We start from the raw sequence: 16,272 nt of genomic DNA, 5'->3' as shown, positions 1-16,272 counted from the left end.
CTTTTCAAAGGTGATGCGGATCTCCTATGAAGGGTTTGACCAGATCACTGAGGTGCCAAAGAAGGTCCGGGAGCTTGAGAAGAAGCTGAAACTTGATTTATTCCCTAAGTGAGAGCATAGTTTGGGCTCAAGAATTGAACGGTTGATAAGGAGATAGAGGAGTACGCCTGATATTAAGCCAAAACCGATGATCGCAATGAGTGCAGACTGATAGGAAAGGAGGCCTTTCTGGTAGATTGAACGATCCTGCGTCACCGTAAGGAGGATAAGAGGATCGCCGAAGATATCATGAATAACCCTTGAACCCCGAATAAAATCCTGATCACGATAGATCTCTGTTTCGAGTCCGGCTGATTGAAATTGCTCCTCTTCAATAATTGAGAGGGCCAGGGGAATACCCATCTGTTCGGAGATATGCGAAACCCAGGATTCATCAATCTGCCGCCCGAAGAGAAGAGTGCCAGCGACGGGCCCATCGCCGGAACTCAAAAGGATTGGTTGTACTCCAACAAGCACCAGTCCGGCATCAGTATTATAGAAACCTGAGATTTCCTCAGATCCTGTTGTAACAAGATGATCATGCAGTACGAATAATGTGGCTGGTATGTCGAGATTCTCATGAGTCAGGCTATCGTAACCCCGTGCATAGACGATCCCGCCATCGGGCCCGGTAAAGATCATATATTGGACATTGAGGTATTCAAAAACGCTTTCCTGTAGATTTCTTTGAGAATAATCAGGGTCCAGACCATGCACAAAATAATAGGTATCATCCCACATTGACCAGTCAACCACAGTCATCCGGAGATATGTGCGTTCAAGATCTATTGCCCTGACCGTGCGATCGATCGTCTCCAAAAGGATCTCGTCTTCAAGATCGACGAATCCTTCAAGCATAAATGACTGGCTAAAGAAGCCAAGCCCTCCGATCAGACAGAGGCTTACCAGGGTGATGATCACAATCGTCTGGGTTTTTACATTCATACAGGGAGATCCGGTTTTTGGTAATGCTCTCCGACACTATTTATCAGTATTGAAGACGACGTATCTTGATCATCTATGCGCAGTGATGAAATAAAAAAAGGGTACCCCCGTGCCCCAAACCGCTCTCTTCTCAGATCCCTCGGTTTAAGCAACAGCGAGATGGATCGTCCATTCATTGGGATTGCCAATGCCTGGAATGATATTGTACCCGGACATATTCACCTCAGAAACCTGACCAATAAAGTCCGTGAAGGCATCGCAGCAGGTGGCGGCGTTCCATTTGAGTTTGGAGTTATTGGAATCTGCGATGGGATAGCAATGGGACATATGGGGATGCGGTATTCGCTTCCATCACGTGAAAATATTGCTGATTCCATCGAACTGATGGTTGAAGCACATCGCTTTGACGGTCTCGTCTGTGTTGGTACCTGCGATAAGATCGTACCCGGCATGCTGATGGCAGCAGCACGTCTTGATATCCCCTCAATTTTGATCACAGGCGGCCCGATGATGCCGGGATCACTCAATGGAAGGGATCTCTCGCTCGTCGATGTCTTCGAGGCGGTTGGGAAAGTCGCAGCAGGATCCTATCCTGAAGAAGAGCTTTGTACCTTGGAGTGTGCAGCAATGCCAGGATGCGGAAGTTGCCAGGGCCTGTATACCGCAAACACAATGGCATGCATGACCGAAGCGATGGGCATGTCCTTAGCCGGGTCAGCCGCTATACCGGCAGTTGAGTCTGATAAGCTCCGGGTAGCACATGAAACCGGATACAGGATCATGGATCTTGTCAGATCTGGAACTACTGCACGGAAGATCATCACAGAGAAGAGCATGAGAAATGCTATCCGGGTTGATATGGCACTGGGCGGCTCCACAAATACCGTGCTGCATCTGATGGCGATTGCCAGAGAAGCGGGGGTTCCGCTCAATCTTGAATCTTTCAACCAGATAAGTGATGAAACTCCTCATCTCTGCCATATGCAGCCGGCAGGACCGCACGCAATGGTCGCACTCAATCGGGCAGGAGGCATCCCTGCAATCTTCAAACGTCTGGTTGATCATCTTGAGGACGCAGAGACCGTTACCGGGAGATCTGTCCTTGAGATTGCAAAGGGAGTACTCAGAATGGATGAGATGATCATACATTCCGCCGAGAACCCGATCCACACAACTGGAGGGCTCAGGATACTCTTTGGAACCCTCGCTCCGAATGGAGCAGTCGTCAAATATGCAGCCGTATCAGAGTCGATGTGGCAGCATACAGGACCTGCCAGGGTCTATGATGGCGAAGAACCCGCAATGAAAGCGATTCTTGGCCGCGAGATCAAGGAGGGAGATGTTGTTGTCATCAGGTATGAGGGGCCGAAAGGAGGACCGGGAATGCCTGAGATGCTCTCACCGACATCCGCCTTAATGGGTCTTGGATATGAACGTGTGGTTCTTGTGACCGATGGCAGGTTCTCAGGAGGCACACGAGGACCCTGTATCGGGCATGTCTCACCTGAAGCAGAAGCCGGTGGACCGATCGCTCTTGTAAGGGATGGGGACGAGATCGCAGTTGACCTTATTGCAAAACGCCTTGATTTGAATGTCGATGATCTCGAGCTCGATCGGAGGCGGAGCATGTGGCGGCCAAAGAATCGTTCATTACGGGGCGTCCTTGCACGATATGCCAGGACCGTCGGTCAGGCAGATGCAGGCGCAGTTCAACTATAAACCATACCATTTTTTTAAGAGTAGTATATCTGCCTTCCAAATAACCAAAAAAAGAGATTTATTCAAAGAGCGGATCGATCGCATCTTCAAATAAGTTGGATTTCCTGTCAACAGACTTTATAACATCCTGCTTTGTCTCTTTCGCCTGTTCGAGCAGTTCTGTTATCCTTGGTGCTTTTCCGATTGTTGAGAGGAGGACTACAGCGGCAATATAATTCGATCCGACAGGGTAATCTCCTCCCCTCACTTCAATTCCGGCAATATTTTCTTCAACCCAGGATTTAGACTTTTCAACACCCTTCCTGTCCAGTTCATTCGGCGGTCCCGCAACAAGTACGAGGGCACGTTCTGCTGTTGTATAGTCACAGGGGAGTGTCAGTCTTCCGAGCATTGCTCTCCTGACAAGACCGATGATCTTTGCAGACTTATCCTCACCGGTAAGAGAGCTCCCTTCCTTATCTTTCTTCCCAAATCCAGAGAAGAAACTTTTCTTCGGCTTGGTTTTTGTGATAACGTCTGATATTGCATACCCGATAGTGGATATACCGCCACCTCTGAGTGTATTGATGATCTCTGAAGAATCAACTACCATCTCACCCACACCAAATTGCCCTACTTCCCCTGCTCTGAATAGTACTCCAAATCTCCTGACAAGCTCCTCATTCAGCCGGTCATATGCACTCTTAACACTCTCCCCCTCTTCTTTCCACGCACTATTATCGAAGACAAAGGTATTATCAGCTTCATTCACCAGTGTAGCAAGGCTGCGGGCAGCATTGTAGGAGTAGAGACGCCCTTCTTCCGGTGCCGGGATCATTGCTAGTGCATAGACAGGTTCACGGTAAATTCGTTTCAGGTGCCTGCAGAGAACTGGCGTCCCACCAGATCCAGTCCCCCCTCCAAGCCCGGCCACAACGATAAACGCGTCGATATCATGTGTTCCCCGGGTATCTATTGCATTGATGATTGTGTCGATCTCATCTGCTGTGATCTTTGCACCACAGACATTGTCTGTCCCAACACCATGTCCTTTTACAACCGTCTGTCCGATCAGGAGACGATCCTTCATATCGATATTATGTAAACCAAGGAGATCTGTTCGTGCCGAGTTCACTGCTATACCACGGAAACTGCTATTCTGGAGTTTCTTATCATGGGCGAGGAACATATCGACGATCTTTCCACCGGCCTGACCAAATCCTATAAAAAATACCCGCATTGTATTGACACCCACTACATAAATGAATATAAGCGTAGTATTCCCAATATATAAGAGAATTTCGAAAATAATCACAATAATAAAATATAATAATAAATTCAATAATTAAAAACCAAATATTTCATTCACCATATCCAGGACAAGCTTTCGGAGACAAACGCTTCTTCATAACAACCATTCTCCAGTTACCCGGTAGAGAGGATGATGATAGTGAATCATCAGGTACTGTAATAAGCGCGCATGATTTTTGGGTTTTCTATCAGCAGATTGTCACCCTTTTCAGGTGCATTCTTCCAAAAATCAATTATTTACCATCTTTTCGAAAAAATATGGCCAATATGTTGGATTAAAATTTTACATAAATTAATATGTGGAAAACATGGAAGTCATTATAGGGGCACATTCAAGCCCTTATGTGATAGTATGATAGATCAATTCTTCGACGGAAATAAGGTATTTATAAAAGACGACTTCGAACAGGACAGAAAACGATATGCTGATCTCGCCAAATCCCAGAGTCCGAAGACACTCTGGATTGGGTGTGCCGACTCGCGTATCGACCCTGAGCGGATCACGCATGCCAAAGCCGGTGAGCTCTTTGTACATAGAAATATCGCCAATATTGTGCCGCTTCATGACTGGAACTTCGCGAGCGTCCTTGAATACGCAGTCGCCCACCTGAAAGTAGAGAATATCATCATCTGCGGCCATTCAGAATGTGGCGGTATCAAAGCCCTTGATAAAGAGATGCAGGACTCCTATATCCCCCTCTGGATTAATAATGCACGCGAGGCACAGATAAGAGTCGATGCCCGTCTATCCCCTCCGAAAAACCCGGAAGAAGCAAAACAACGGCTTACCGAGATCGAGAAGGAGAATGTCCGGCTCCAGATCGAGCATCTCAGGACATATCCAATTATAAAAAAGGCAGAAGATGAGAAGAAGATAGGAATCTACGGCCTCTATTTCTATCTTGAAGATGGAAAACTTGAAGAGATTAAATAGAACTATCTTTCAACTCTTTTTCAATCTCCGCCCGGATGAGCGAAAGAGAGATCCTGCCTACCGGTGTGACACGGCCGTTTACGACAACAATTGGAAGAGGAGGCTGGTGTTCTTCGATGATCATCCTGATTCGCGGCGGCACGCCGTTATCAAGAAGCGTCAGCTGAACTGAAACAGACTCCCCATACTCATTTTTCAATGCCTTCTGAAGCGCTGAAACGGCAGGAAGGAGCTTTTCTGTCGGCGCACACTCGGTCAGCTCACAACTTCGCTCATCATTACAGGGAAAGGGTCCGCAGGAAAGCTCCTTTAGTCCGATGATCTCGATATCGATCATACTACTCATAGAATATATCTGGATTGAGACAATTTAGCACCATCGTTTTCAAGAGCAGAATAAGTGCTCGAAACTCCAGCATCAAACCTGACATGTATTAGATGAATGCTTGCTATTTAGCAGTGATTTTACACTGAGAGAGCAGCTCATCAACATCCAATCATCTAATAATTCCATCCATTTTCCTGAATAAACAAAAATTCTGGTTTAAAGAAAATAGTATATAGACATACGTTTCTTTTCTGGAGAAGGGAAAAAGACAAGCTTTATTGCTCTTTTCAACGACTGTAAAAGAGGGTAGTTCCATGACCAGACCGATTCTTATTGACTTTTTCGCCACATGGTGTGGACCATGTAAGATGCAGACACCGATCATTGAAGATCTGCAAAAGAAGCTCGGGGATGCTGTAGAGATAAAGACGATTGATGTCGATCACCATATGGATCTTGCAGGGAAATACCAGATTCAGGTTGTCCCGACATTGATCATCGAGAAGGATGGAGCCGTCATCCATAAGCTTGAAGGGGTAACCGACGCAAGACGGCTGGAAGAACTTCTCAAGCCACTTATCTGATGGATAACAGGAAAAAAATTCTATCCATCATCTCGATACTAAACGAGAGATACGGCACCCTGTCGTGGTGGGATGCATCATTTGACGGGGTGGTGATCGGGGCGATCCTGACCCAGCAGACCCGATGGGATAATGTGGAGAGAGCGTTTGGCAAGCTGAAATCCGCAGGAATAGAGACCCTTGCATCAGTTATTGCCACAGATCCTGCAATTCTGGAATCCTGTATACGATGCACCGGTTTCTATCGTGTTAAGGCACACAGGCTCCAGAACCTTGCACAATTCATTCTTGGGCTTGATGAAGATATCAAACAGATCCCAACGTATGAGCTGAGAAAATTGCTCCTTACAGTAAAAGGAGTGGGAGAAGAGACCGCAGACAGCATCCTCTGTTATGGCCTCTTCCGCGACACCTTTGTTATCGATGCCTACACACGCAGGATATGCGGATGTGCAGAGATATCAGCATCAGATGATCAGTTGCGTTCACTATTCCTATCAGCTCTCTCCTCAGATAACGCACTTCTTAGGTCCTGCCATGGACAGATTGTTGAATATGCAAAAGAGTATTGCACAAAAAAGAGATGTCCGGAATGCATAATACAGATTTTAAACGGATAGGCCAACGCCTCTTCAACGAGGGGCTTGTCGGAGGCAACTTTGGGAATATGAGCATACGCCTTGATCCCGGCTACCTGATCACACGGAGCGGATCATACCTTGATGAGCCGGGAGAGCTTGTGCCTGTGATACCGGGGGAGCCTGTACGACCAGAGACATCAAGTGAATACAGGGTGCATGAAGCAATATATGGCAACACCGGGCATGCAGCGATAGTCCACGCCCACCCTTCATGTGCAGTAGCAGCATCAATTTGTATGGATCGGATTATCCCAATCGACAGCGAAGGTCAGATGCTCTGCCCGGAAATCGCTGTTGTAGAGGGTGCACCCGGAACACAGGAACTTGCGGATATGATCGCTGCTGCCCTTCAATCTGCCAATCTGGCAATAGCACGTGGTCACGGAACATTTGCAGCAGGAAGAACACTCGATGAAGCATATCTCTATACCTCGCTTGCGGAGCATGCATCCCGTGTTCTTTTTTATTCAAAGGGATTTTGAAAAAAGAGGATAATAATCAATTCTTTTTCTGCCCCTCAAGTTTATCTAGCTGTATCTGCAGCTTCCTGAGTTCTGCATTCGTCTCGCGATGATAGGCAAGAAAGATATCGCCAAGGAAACCAAACATCGTAATTATCAAACCCGACATAATCAGAAGGCCGGTTAAAACGGTCATTGGTATCCGCTCAATATTATGGAGCCAGTCGTAGACAACATAGATACCAAGGATAATACCAAGCAGGGTGAGCGAGAGCCCAACGAGACCAAAATAGAAGAGAGGATTTCCGACTTTGGCAAGCCGGTAGATCGTTTTGATGATCTTATATCCATCCCGGAGCGGATGGAGTTTTGTGGGAGTGCCTGGCCTCTGGCAGTAGCTCACCGGAACCACCACAATCCTGAGATCATTTCTGACAGCCTCTGCGGCAATCTCCGTCTCAATCTCAAAACCGGACTCCTTCAGGTTGAGGCGTGAGAGGGACTCCTGTGTGAAAGCCCGGTATCCGGAGAGAATATCCTCAAGGTATCTCCCATGAGCCCATTTAAAGAGGACATTGATGACGTGGTTTCCAAAACGGTTCAGCCGAGTCAGGGCACCTTTTTCATAACCGGAGAGGCGCTCACCAATGACGTGATCTGCCCCATGCTCAAGCGGTCCGAGCATTGTATCGGCATCCGCTGCGGCATAGGTTCCATCTCCATCAAGCATAAGAATGTACGGCTCTTTGATCATTGAGAATGCCTCGATAATCGCCGCACCTTTACCCTTGCCAACCTGTATTTCAACCCTCGCTCCTGCCCGCCTCGCCACATCAGCGGTTCCATCGGTACTCTTTCCGTCAATAACAAATATCTCTGAAAAACCCATCTCCCTAAAATCGCGGATAAGGGATTCTATAGTCTTCACTTCATTAAGTGTCGGAATGAGGATGCAGACATCCTTTCTCTCGATGGACATCAAACAATAATTAATAAGTACATTCTGATAAGTCCTTGTATGCATGCCGGAAAGCCAGGGATACGTATCCTGGGCATCTCTGAGAGCTGGACTGGAAGAGACCATTCTTACCTTGCCGGGGTTGTTATGAGAGGGGATCTCAGAATCGATGGATCTGCGATAACCAGGGTCACCGTTGGAGGAATGGATGGAACAGATGCGGTGATCCGACTCTTCTCTTTGCTTCATCGATCGGATATTAACCTTATTCTGATCTCAGGTGCCGCGATCGCCTGGTACAATATCATCAGTCCGAATCTGATCTGGGAAGAGACGAAGACTCCCGTTGTCATCATCACCTATGAGGAGTCGGGTGGGCTGGAAGAGGCTATCAGCCGTCATTTTCCAGACGATACAAAGAGGATGAAGGCATATCAAGCTCTTGGAGAGCGGGATTGCATCAAACTTGCAACCGGGCATTCCGTCTTCCTGAGGAGAGCCGGAATACCACCTGATACCGCCTTTAGAATCATCAACAGGTTCACCCTTGATGGCAGGGTGCCGGAGCCGGTCAGGGTTGCCCGGCTCTTTGCACGTTCGGTTATGCGATCATTTCAGATCGGGAAAGTATCTGATCAGTATCCTTGTGATACACATCAAGCCTGACGAGATCGCCCTGGCGAAACGTGCCATCTGTCAGATCCAGGAAGATCTGGCATCCCGGATACCAGTAGAATCCATTTGAACCGGGACCCCACAACCGCTGCACTCCTATATGGTAGGAGGGGATGAAGAGATGGGCATTCATTGAATTGATGAGAGCGCCAGTATCCTCTTCATTGACGAGGATCTCTGCACGGAGATCATCAGATCGATAGATCGCTGTACCCACATGCGTGATCGTCATCCGGCTGTCATAATTTAACGTACCCATCTCGTTAAGATGTTTTAGTTCCGAAATCGCAAAGATCTCAGGAGGGCCGGGTGCGAGTCCGGCAGACCAGAGCGGTATATGTAGCATCAGAAGCAGGAGAACAGCAAGAATGATCGTCACGACAACGAGGATTAATACTCCTTGAACTTGGGATACTGCATCGCCGGAATGCTCTTTATTCACTAAATCAGGTTGATTTTTTACCCATATATGTTATGGTAAAGTGTTATAGGAAGGTTTAAAAAAGAGAGATTGAAGGCTTATTCTTCAAGACCGACAAACGCGAGCTCATACATCCAGTCAAGAAGGAGTTCGCAGCTCTCAACCACACACTCGCGTTCACAACCAACACACGGGATCAGGTGTTCCCCTGCCATCAGGAGGGAAGGATCTATTATACGTTTCTTCGTTGATTTCAGAAGATACGTCTTGATCCCGTTTTTCCGGTACTCATGCCGTTCAACCATCCCGGTATCGATGAGCTTCTTGACAATCCGCGAACATTTCCTTGAGTCGACATCGAGGAGTTTCCACAATTCGCTCTGAAGAACGCCTTCACTCTTCGATTGTATCATCTGGAGCGCTTCATCAAATAGTTCATCAGTCATAGTGCTTCAGAGGACAGGTGCGATGCTCAGAATGTTGTTCCCGCGAATAACGACACAGCCGAGGTTGCGTTCGCGTGAGCCTTCTGTAATCTCGGTTGCTTCATCCATGTGGAGGTTAAGATACTCATCAACAGCAATAAGCCTCCCCTGAAGTTTCCGCCCATCATCCTTAATTTCAACGATAATTTTAGATTCAACAAGAGAATTCACTTTTTTAATAGGCAGAACGATACTTGACACCATTATGAATACTATAGCAGGGTTGCCTCATTAAACTTTTCATCCTGCTTCTTTTTGGTGGAGATATCCATTCAGACAAACGGATCAAATGGCCCATGTGCGCGAGCATATCCAGCAATCCTTGATCCGAATTGCCTGGCCTGATCCAGAGCGGGATCGTCAAAGATATCGGCCGGACCAATAAGACGACCGCCAGCAATCGTAAAAGCAAGGCAGATAACCCGTGGAGGGCCGCCTGAACGCGAACCCTGCGCATCACAGAGAGAGACAGGGAGCAGTGGCATCATAGGTCGCTCTATACCAGATGATCTCACCATGAAAGGCTGCGCAAACGGCTCGGCCGCCTCACCATAGGTTGGGAAGACACCGCCGGAGCGGAGAAGAAGACCCGGCGCGCCGACCCCAAATGGTATTGCCACTGATGCAGCCGGCTCTCCATCCCTCCTGCGCACCATGTAGACCCGTGACTCCTTCGGCCTCCGGATCGAGGCTAACAAACGGTATGTATCCTCAGGAAGGGAAAAATCAATGATGGATTTGCCCGCGGATGTGGTAAAGACAAAACCTTCCAGAAGACATTCATCCAAAACAAGCCGTGTTGTCGAAAAGGGATCACCAAAGATACGATAGAGATGATGATTATAGAGATCAACTGTCGGGAGATCAGAGAGGAAAACAACGATTTCTTCGGATTCCCTCTCTTGAAACGAGAGGCAACATGATGATATGGGAGCAGAGGCGGGGGAGCTGATCTTCTTTTTGCCCATGTAGTCCCTGCAGGAGCCGAGGATTGCCCCGACAAGAGTATCAATCTCCTCTTTTCCCCTGTGAGTCAGAAGGAATGCTACTGCATCCCCACACCGGAATACATATGAGTCGATGAGGATATCGCCTTCCTCCTTCTTTAGAAGGCGGGCAGCCAGCTCGAGCATACCCGGGTGCACCCGGTGTCCGGCAGGATACCCTCCGAGGCGTGCAGTGACAAGGGTGCAGTGTAAAAAGGAGATTCCCGACATATTCCAATACTACTCCTGGAGTGCTTCAAGCCGCTCGATTATGCCTCTGCTCCCGACATAGATCGGTGTCTTCTGGTGGACTTTTTCCGGCATTATTTCAAGGATATCAGTTGATCCGTTGCTGATCCGCCCTCCGGCTTCCCGGGCAAGGAAACCGATCGGCTGCGCCTCAAAGACCAGCCGGAGTTTGCCATCAGGTTTGCCAAGCGCGGCAGGATATGCATAGAGGCCCCCATATTTGAGTATCTGGTGGAAATCAGCCACAAAAGAGCCTGAATAACGGCTCTTTGCACCCTCGGCTTCTAGGGCGGCAATGAAAGAAGCATGTTTTTTCGTCCATTTCGGCCTCTCACCGCCGCTGCCATAGATGGTGCCCTCGGGCATCCTGATAGTATCCTCCATCAGGAGATACCGTCCGTCATCATCCAGAGAGAAGAGCGCGACCCCCGATCCTATCGAGAGAGTCAGGGTTGTCATCGGACCGTATAGGAGATAAAGCGCGGCCTTCATCTCTTTTCCTTTGCGGAGGACCGAACACCCCTCATAAATCCCAACGATCGTTCCGACTGCGAGATTGACTGCAATCAGCGAAGAGCCGTCAAGCGGATCCATCACAACAGAATACTTCCCAAAAGAGGCATTACATTCAAAGACTTCATCCTGTTCTTCAGATGCGATCCGCGAAACAAGACCGGATGCGGCAAGTTGCTGTGTAAGATGTCGGTCAGACCAGGTATCCATCTCCGCCTGGACCTCGCCAGAGGTATTAAGAGAGGCGGCATACCGCTGGTTTGAGATAAACGCTCTCCGTATAGGTCCTGCCTGTTCTGCAATCAGGCAGATGAGCCGCGCAAGATCTTCCTCACATCCCTTCTCGCTAAGATACTCCTGTACTGTAATCATCTGTTCATCACCTACATCCCAGGAATTTGTATCTGGGGCATACGTTATCAGTTCCTCGTCAACTGGAATATTAATGATTCCCCATCATTATGTTTCGAAACTGCCTTCCTGAAGCAGATCGTGCACATGGCGAAGCGCTTCGATTGCATCAGCCTGTTTCTGGTCGACTGCATGTTCCGCATAGAATGAGAGCAGATAATCCCGCCGTTCATCATTTAAAGCATCAGCAACACGCTCGAATGTCCTCTCAGGATAGAAGAGATCTGTTGCCGTCCTGATAAGAAGATGCTCCTCCTCTTTTGATATAATCCCGTTCCTCTTCGCAAGCTTGAGGGAACAGCGGATATTGACAAGCGGATCAGAGAGCGGATCAAGCGTTTCAGGATCAAAGACAAGGGCAACCTCGTCATCAGATATGAGAATTCCATCACGGTATAATGAATAGATAACACCCACACCTTCCATGCCAAGAGTATCAAGCTCAGCCGCCCTGAGAGCCCCCATACTGGATGCCCCGATCACCCTGATACCAGCTTTGATGACAGAGAGGATCTCACGATGGCCAACCGCTGCATCCTGGAAAAAGTACCCATCAATAATACAAACAACGGAGATATCCAAACCCGCTATCTTGACCAGATCACCGCGCCGGATCGGGGGTAAAAAGGTGGCACCCGGACAAAGTGCCCTTGCCTCCTCATGCGAGAGGCTTGGCCCGAGGTAAACGACTGCGCCGTGCATTCTTACACCGATCTCCCATCCTCTCCTGATCCATCGCGTACACCTCAAGGCCGGGGACGACCACCCTGACAACCGGGAGTCCGATTTCAGGATGTGTCAGGTCAGAGACGATCACACGGTCAAACCCGCAAGAAGCAAGGCGACTGCAGACATGGCGGATATCATCCAGAAGATCATCGCTTGAATGGGACGGAAGCCTCTCAAATAACACATCTCCATTCTCACGGAACCAGTATCCATTCATGCGTTTTGTCCTCTCATACCCGATCTGCCTCCTCATTTCGGCAACAACCGTATCCTCGCGGGCTCCATGTATCTGGGTAAGGCGGCTCTGTGCCACCTCGGTGAGTGCACGAAGGACTGCGATCTCAGGTGTTGTATGTGTCCCCATCCCTGTAACCAGAAGGGCCGGATCGCAGAGGACAGTATCATCTGCAACTGCGGCACAGGTAGGAATCCCAATATCGCTTGTAATATCCCTGAGAATCAGATTAATTCCCTCGCGGGCGAAACGATCGATGATATCTGAACTGATCGGATCAGAGACCTTTATAATCCTGTTTCCAGTATAGCGGGTTGCCTCCACAAGAGACCACGCATCTCTCTCGATCACCTCCAGCAGTCCATGGATGATGGCCTCTTCCAGGGTATTGCCGGATGCAATACCATTTGTATTTGTCCGGTGAAGGGGATTATATGCATGGGAGAGGGGATGGTATACGGCATGTGCAGGAAGAAGCACCTCCTCCTGATTGATGATATCATATCCGAAAACCCACGGAACCTGTGCGTCAGGATCCATGCCGGCAGGCAGGATTAGATCAACCGGATTGATAGCAGGCGATTCTCCTGAAATCTCACAATACCGTGCAATCATTTCTGGATCTGAGCGCATCTCAGCTGAGCACCGCTCAATCCCCTCCATGATAGCAGACACACGTGCTGCAACCGGCGTTGCTCCCTTGCCATTATAAACCGAGATTGCCCCCCCCTCGGCAGTCGGGCGGATACAGGAGAATACCGGTATACCGAGGCGATCAAGTCCGGTGATATCGGCAACCCTTGTAATGCCTGCCTGTGGGAGAAGAGTCTCGATCCGCTCAAGCGTGGACTCGGGGGATACTGCCCGGTGTGTTTCGATCATATACCCTTTCGGGCAGGATTTCAACTGCATCTGACTCTGGTAGATCTTCTCTCCTGAGATGATTATTACCTTTGCATTATGATACAATCATAGTAACAGAGTATATACGATCTGAGGATAAGATCTGACGCAGATGATCCCGCAGCAGAGAACAAACAGGGTTGTTGCTCTGGATGCTGCCCGTGGCGGTGCTATCATCGCCATGATCGCCTATCATATCATCTTCGATCTTAACTATTTTGGGATTATTGCCTTCGATCCCCTTTTCAGATATCTTGCATATCCGATAGCCGGAGCATTCATCTTTATCGCAGGAATATCCCTCCACCTGAAGATGAAATCAATCGGAGTGCAATCTGAGAGTAAAGAGTATGTCAGGACATTCCTCTCAAGGGGCCTGAAGCTCCTGCTCATCGCCGCCGCTATCACAATTGCCACCTGGGTGTATCCGCATGATGGATTCATTGTCTTTGGAATACTCCACCTGATCGGGACAGCAACCATACTCTCAATACCGTTCCTAGCCCTTGGAAGGTGGAATGTCATTCCGGCAGCCCTGATCCTGATGATCTGGATCATCTTCTTCCCAATCTCCGGTCCAGGCTATCTCATCCCAATCGGTATTTATCCACCAGGTTTCATAACCCTCGATTATGAACCACTTATCCCCTGGTTCTCATTGGTACTCCTTGGAATTGCTGCAGGTTCGATTTCTTATTCAGGGAGGGGGATTTATAATTATAATAACTGCTTATTCCGGTTACTGGCCATTCCAGGTAGAAATTCACTCATCATCTATCTTATCCATCAGCCGATTATTATAGGGTCACTCTTCCTGACCGGACTTGTTGCAATCTGATATAATTATTCACGGATTGAAACAGAAAGGTTAATTGTTCTGCCTTGAGTATCGATTACTATGTGCGCCGGTTTTTTGAAGCGTTTCTTTGGGAAGAAACCTCACGTGGTCTACAGCCCGCCCCCACCATCAATATCCCATGGTGCAGGCATGCAGATACCAGAATATAAGAACAAGCCATACTTCATCGTGGCATCTGTTGAGATGGGAAATACCACAACCAAATGCATCCTGACAGGAACGAGCCTTGAAACAGGTGCATGCTACGTAATCAACAAAACGGTGAGTATGAGCAGGGATGTTCGTCCTCCAAAGCCCGGAGAGCAGATCTTCGGAAAAACACTGGATGGAACCGAGCTTACCCGGGAATCAGTAACCGAACTCGTACGTGATACCCTGATTCAATGTCACCGTGAAGCAAAACTGGATATCAAGAATGATCTTGACTTTGTGGTGCGGAGCACCGGGGTTGTTGCAGCAATGGACTCGCCTGACCAGGTTGGCGATTTTGTCATCGCTCTTGCAAACGGCTGCCTCGATGCCGGGGTACCACCCCGGAAGATGACTCCGCCAATGTCGATCGATAACCTCCCTCCAAAACTCAGGGAACATAGTTATGCAGATAAGCTTGTCTTCACCGGTGCCGTGGCAGGTGTTGTACCACCAATCGGCAGTACAGGGGTTGAGATGGTGGCAAATGAGATGGAGGGGGAACTTGCAATGGCCGGGATTAAGGAAGGCGCAAAATGGACCCCGGTCGATTGCAGAAACCCATGTATCTCACTTGACTTTGGAACCACCCTTGACGGGAGAATAACAGGTGATGTTTTGCATGATGCCGACAATCCCTTTGCAAAAACCATCGGCAATTTCTGTGGCCTTGCAGGAGCCATTCCAGATGCAATCATCAGGGGCACAGGTCTGGTCCAGGAGAGAACCGGCACCGCACTGGATATTTTTGGTGAAGGAATGGGGGGTGGAAGCTTCTCACTGGGAGGGCATAAGAAGGTGATATCCGAATATGTCGATCTCTGCCATGAACATATAGACATCAGGATTGTTCCCCCGGACCGTAAGCGCTTTGGGCGTGTACCGGTTTATGCGGATGTAGCCGAGGAATCGGGAGTTGCCCTTATAGGCTGTGACTGTGGCATAAATGGAAATGAAACCGACAGCCTCAAAAAGATTGGTGCGGAGATCTATGAGAAATACAGGTTGCCTGTCGTAACAGAAATTATCGATCGGGTCTGTGCCGGAATGGCACTCCGTATGATTGATGTCTGTGTCGAACGGAATCTGGTTCCTGAGAATGCATCCATAGGATTCACAGGAAGAGCTGCGATATCGGGGAAAAAACCGGAGTATATTCTCGAAGGGATCATCGAACGCGAACTCTTCGCAGATCCCGTCGATCATCTCGTCTTTGTCGATGATGGTCTTGCACGAGGAGCTGCTTTGATGGGGCGATGCATGAACTCACTTGGTAAGCCAAAGAATCCTCTCGGCGGCGTCCGTGGAGGGGGTTGCATCATGGGCAAAAGGATAAAGATTGGGAGATAGATGATGGAAGAAGCAGAATTATTTGATCTGGTTATCCCACCCGGGGTGCCGCGAACTATCATACGAACGGTACTTGAAAATTATGATGTTGAACTGGTCCCACATAAAACACGTCTCAGTTTTGCCAATATGGATGGGGATGAACGTGACCTCCTGGCGTTTCGTGGAAAGAGAGGAGAAGTTGAACGCGTTGAAGCATTCATGTTTGAAGAGCTCAAAAAATTTATAAATTAATCTATTTTTCGTAACTGGTCAGCTATACCTGTAAGCCACAGTGGGCATGAAGGGTTCTCTCCTGAATGCTCCTTTGATGGCGGCAAGTACTGACCCCTCATTCTTCTTCACAGTTGAGATATACCCTCTTACCC

General features: G+C 48.5%; 20 protein-coding genes. 9 read left to right on the top strand and 11 right to left on the bottom strand.

Annotated elements, in window-relative coordinates:
• Positions 1-24: 24 nt before the first annotated feature.
• Positions 25-984 carry a CHASE4 domain-containing protein gene (locus tag FTO68_RS11070; protein ID WP_255333474.1) on the bottom strand — a complete coding sequence of 320 codons (960 nt, stop codon included), beginning with the start codon at positions 982-984 and terminating at the stop codon, positions 25-27.
• Between the two features lie 75 nt (positions 985-1,059).
• Between FTO68_RS11070 and ilvD the strand changes: the two genes are divergently transcribed.
• On the top strand, positions 1,060-2,703 hold the full coding sequence (ilvD, locus tag FTO68_RS11065) for a dihydroxy-acid dehydratase (protein WP_255333473.1): 1,644 nt from the start codon (positions 1,060-1,062) through the stop codon (positions 2,701-2,703).
• Positions 2,704-2,761: 58 nt separating this feature from the next.
• Here the strand turns inward: ilvD and FTO68_RS11060 are convergent, their stop codons facing one another.
• Complete coding sequence (locus FTO68_RS11060; RefSeq protein ID WP_255333472.1) at positions 2,762-3,922, bottom strand: tubulin/FtsZ family protein; 1,161 nt, start codon at positions 3,920-3,922, stop codon at positions 2,762-2,764.
• A 423-nt stretch (positions 3,923-4,345) separates the two neighbouring features.
• Between FTO68_RS11060 and FTO68_RS11055 the strand changes: the two genes are divergently transcribed.
• Complete coding sequence (locus FTO68_RS11055) at positions 4,346-4,927, top strand: carbonic anhydrase (RefSeq protein WP_255333471.1); 582 nt, start codon at positions 4,346-4,348, stop codon at positions 4,925-4,927.
• Here the strand turns inward: FTO68_RS11055 and FTO68_RS11050 are convergent.
• Complete coding sequence (locus FTO68_RS11050) at positions 4,920-5,273, bottom strand: hypothetical protein (RefSeq protein ID WP_255333470.1); 354 nt, start codon at positions 5,271-5,273, stop codon at positions 4,920-4,922. The genes FTO68_RS11055 and FTO68_RS11050 overlap by 8 nt on opposite strands.
• Positions 5,274-5,533: 260 nt before the next feature.
• Here FTO68_RS11050 and trxA point away from each other — a divergent pair, with 260 nt between their 5' ends.
• From trxA to FTO68_RS11035, 3 genes are read left to right on the top strand one after another with little or no spacing between them, the layout of a single operon-like run.
• Positions 5,534-5,839, top strand: coding sequence for a thioredoxin (gene trxA, locus FTO68_RS11045; protein ID WP_255333469.1), 306 nt, complete (start codon positions 5,534-5,536; stop codon positions 5,837-5,839).
• A complete protein-coding gene (locus tag FTO68_RS11040) occupies positions 5,839-6,459 on the top strand; it encodes an endonuclease III domain-containing protein (protein ID WP_255333468.1) in 621 nt (206 codons plus the stop codon). Before trxA ends, FTO68_RS11040 begins: the two co-directional genes overlap by 1 nt.
• On the top strand, positions 6,432-6,962 hold the full coding sequence (locus FTO68_RS11035; RefSeq protein WP_255333467.1) for an aldolase: 531 nt from the start codon (positions 6,432-6,434) through the stop codon (positions 6,960-6,962). The genes FTO68_RS11040 and FTO68_RS11035 overlap by 28 nt, the downstream gene beginning before the upstream one ends.
• Before the next feature lie 16 nt (positions 6,963-6,978).
• On the opposite strand, the gene aglJ is transcribed toward FTO68_RS11035, so the two are convergent.
• Entirely contained in the window at positions 6,979-7,920 is a 942-nt protein-coding gene (aglJ, locus tag FTO68_RS11030; protein ID WP_255333466.1) for an S-layer glycoprotein N-glycosyltransferase AglJ, read from the bottom strand.
• 39 nt (positions 7,921-7,959) lie between these two features.
• On the opposite strand from aglJ, the gene FTO68_RS11025 reads away from it, so the two are divergent.
• On the top strand, positions 7,960-8,565 hold the full coding sequence (locus FTO68_RS11025) for an endonuclease dU (RefSeq protein ID WP_255333465.1): 606 nt from the start codon (positions 7,960-7,962) through the stop codon (positions 8,563-8,565).
• Here the strand turns inward: FTO68_RS11025 and FTO68_RS11020 are convergent.
• The 7 genes from FTO68_RS11020 to FTO68_RS10990 all read right to left on the bottom strand — a co-directional run bounded on the left by FTO68_RS11020 (position 8,501) and on the right by FTO68_RS10990 (position 13,515).
• Positions 8,501-9,016, bottom strand: coding sequence for an archaellin/type IV pilin N-terminal domain-containing protein (locus FTO68_RS11020; protein ID WP_255333464.1), 516 nt, complete (start codon positions 9,014-9,016; stop codon positions 8,501-8,503). The two genes, FTO68_RS11025 and FTO68_RS11020, sit on opposite strands and share 65 nt — an antisense overlap.
• A 77-nt stretch (positions 9,017-9,093) precedes the next feature.
• Positions 9,094-9,441 carry a helix-turn-helix domain-containing protein gene (locus tag FTO68_RS11015; protein WP_255333463.1) on the bottom strand — a complete coding sequence of 116 codons (348 nt, stop codon included), beginning with the start codon at positions 9,439-9,441 and terminating at the stop codon, positions 9,094-9,096.
• A 6-nt stretch (positions 9,442-9,447) separates the two neighbouring features.
• Positions 9,448-9,684, bottom strand: a complete 237-nt coding sequence (locus FTO68_RS11010; protein ID WP_255333462.1) for an LSM domain-containing protein — start codon at positions 9,682-9,684, stop codon at positions 9,448-9,450.
• 68 nt (positions 9,685-9,752) lie between these two features.
• Positions 9,753-10,697 carry a fructose 1,6-bisphosphatase gene (locus FTO68_RS11005; RefSeq protein WP_255333461.1) on the bottom strand — a complete coding sequence of 315 codons (945 nt, stop codon included), beginning with the start codon at positions 10,695-10,697 and terminating at the stop codon, positions 9,753-9,755.
• A gap of 9 nt (positions 10,698-10,706) precedes the next feature.
• Positions 10,707-11,600, bottom strand: a complete 894-nt coding sequence (locus tag FTO68_RS11000) for a class 1 fructose-bisphosphatase (RefSeq protein ID WP_255333460.1) — start codon at positions 11,598-11,600, stop codon at positions 10,707-10,709.
• 87 nt (positions 11,601-11,687) lie between these two features.
• The gene (locus FTO68_RS10995) at positions 11,688-12,341 is read right to left on the bottom strand and encodes a TfuA-related McrA-glycine thioamidation protein (RefSeq protein WP_255333459.1); all 654 of its coding nucleotides are present in this window, start codon (positions 12,339-12,341) and stop codon (positions 11,688-11,690) included.
• The gene (locus FTO68_RS10990; protein ID WP_255333458.1) at positions 12,298-13,515 is read right to left on the bottom strand and encodes a YcaO-related McrA-glycine thioamidation protein; all 1,218 of its coding nucleotides are present in this window, start codon (positions 13,513-13,515) and stop codon (positions 12,298-12,300) included. Before FTO68_RS10990 ends, FTO68_RS10995 begins: the two co-directional genes overlap by 44 nt.
• 103 nt (positions 13,516-13,618) lie before the next feature.
• Here FTO68_RS10990 and FTO68_RS10985 point away from each other — a divergent pair, with 103 nt between their 5' ends.
• From FTO68_RS10985 to FTO68_RS10975, 3 genes are read left to right on the top strand one after another with little or no spacing between them, the layout of a single operon-like run.
• The gene (locus FTO68_RS10985) at positions 13,619-14,344 is read left to right on the top strand and encodes a heparan-alpha-glucosaminide N-acetyltransferase (protein WP_255333457.1); all 726 of its coding nucleotides are present in this window, start codon (positions 13,619-13,621) and stop codon (positions 14,342-14,344) included.
• 60 nt (positions 14,345-14,404) lie between these two features.
• The gene (locus tag FTO68_RS10980; RefSeq protein ID WP_255333456.1) at positions 14,405-15,904 is read left to right on the top strand and encodes a methanogenesis marker 14 protein; all 1,500 of its coding nucleotides are present in this window, start codon (positions 14,405-14,407) and stop codon (positions 15,902-15,904) included.
• Positions 15,905-16,138: a hypothetical protein gene (locus tag FTO68_RS10975; RefSeq protein ID WP_255333455.1), complete on the top strand. Its 234-nt coding sequence runs from the start codon at positions 15,905-15,907 to the stop codon at positions 16,136-16,138.
• The last annotated feature ends 134 nt before the right edge of the window (positions 16,139-16,272 follow it).

It is taken from the genome of Methanocalculus taiwanensis, from assembly GCF_024372745.1.
Classification (GTDB): domain Archaea; phylum Halobacteriota; class Methanomicrobia; order Methanomicrobiales; family Methanocorpusculaceae; genus Methanocalculus; species Methanocalculus taiwanensis.
Note: the sequence above shows the minus strand (reverse complement) of the source record. Positions and strands in the feature narration are given on the sequence as shown.

What these genes read in the sequence shown, in the direction of transcription:
- FTO68_RS11070 (WP_255333474.1), bottom strand. Translation starts at nt 984, where the DNA reads ATGAATGTAAAAACCCAGACGATTGTGATCATCACCCTGGTAAGCCTC.
- ilvD (WP_255333473.1), top strand. Translation starts at nt 1,060, where the DNA reads ATGCGCAGTGATGAAATAAAAAAAGGGTACCCCCGTGCCCCAAACCGC.
- FTO68_RS11060 (WP_255333472.1), bottom strand. Translation starts at nt 3,922, where the DNA reads ATGCGGGTATTTTTTATAGGATTTGGTCAGGCCGGTGGAAAGATCGTC.
- FTO68_RS11055 (WP_255333471.1), top strand. Translation starts at nt 4,346, where the DNA reads ATGATAGATCAATTCTTCGACGGAAATAAGGTATTTATAAAAGACGAC.
- FTO68_RS11050 (WP_255333470.1), bottom strand. Translation starts at nt 5,273, where the DNA reads ATGAGTAGTATGATCGATATCGAGATCATCGGACTAAAGGAGCTTTCC.
- FTO68_RS11040 (WP_255333468.1), top strand. Translation starts at nt 5,839, where the DNA reads ATGGATAACAGGAAAAAAATTCTATCCATCATCTCGATACTAAACGAG.
- FTO68_RS11035 (WP_255333467.1), top strand. Translation starts at nt 6,432, where the DNA reads ATGCATAATACAGATTTTAAACGGATAGGCCAACGCCTCTTCAACGAG.
- aglJ (WP_255333466.1), bottom strand. Translation starts at nt 7,920, where the DNA reads ATGTCCATCGAGAGAAAGGATGTCTGCATCCTCATTCCGACACTTAAT.
- FTO68_RS11025 (WP_255333465.1), top strand. Translation starts at nt 7,960, where the DNA reads ATGCATGCCGGAAAGCCAGGGATACGTATCCTGGGCATCTCTGAGAGC.
- FTO68_RS11015 (WP_255333463.1), bottom strand. Translation starts at nt 9,441, where the DNA reads ATGACTGATGAACTATTTGATGAAGCGCTCCAGATGATACAATCGAAG.
- FTO68_RS11010 (WP_255333462.1), bottom strand. Translation starts at nt 9,684, where the DNA reads ATGGTGTCAAGTATCGTTCTGCCTATTAAAAAAGTGAATTCTCTTGTT.
- FTO68_RS11005 (WP_255333461.1), bottom strand. Translation starts at nt 10,697, where the DNA reads ATGTCGGGAATCTCCTTTTTACACTGCACCCTTGTCACTGCACGCCTC.
- FTO68_RS11000 (WP_255333460.1), bottom strand. Translation starts at nt 11,600, where the DNA reads ATGATTACAGTACAGGAGTATCTTAGCGAGAAGGGATGTGAGGAAGAT.
- FTO68_RS10995 (WP_255333459.1), bottom strand. Translation starts at nt 12,341, where the DNA reads ATGCACGGCGCAGTCGTTTACCTCGGGCCAAGCCTCTCGCATGAGGAG.
- FTO68_RS10990 (WP_255333458.1), bottom strand. Translation starts at nt 13,515, where the DNA reads ATGCAGTTGAAATCCTGCCCGAAAGGGTATATGATCGAAACACACCGG.
- FTO68_RS10985 (WP_255333457.1), top strand. Translation starts at nt 13,619, where the DNA reads ATGATCCCGCAGCAGAGAACAAACAGGGTTGTTGCTCTGGATGCTGCC.
- FTO68_RS10980 (WP_255333456.1), top strand. Translation starts at nt 14,405, where the DNA reads ATGTGCGCCGGTTTTTTGAAGCGTTTCTTTGGGAAGAAACCTCACGTG.
- FTO68_RS10975 (WP_255333455.1), top strand. Translation starts at nt 15,905, where the DNA reads ATGATGGAAGAAGCAGAATTATTTGATCTGGTTATCCCACCCGGGGTG.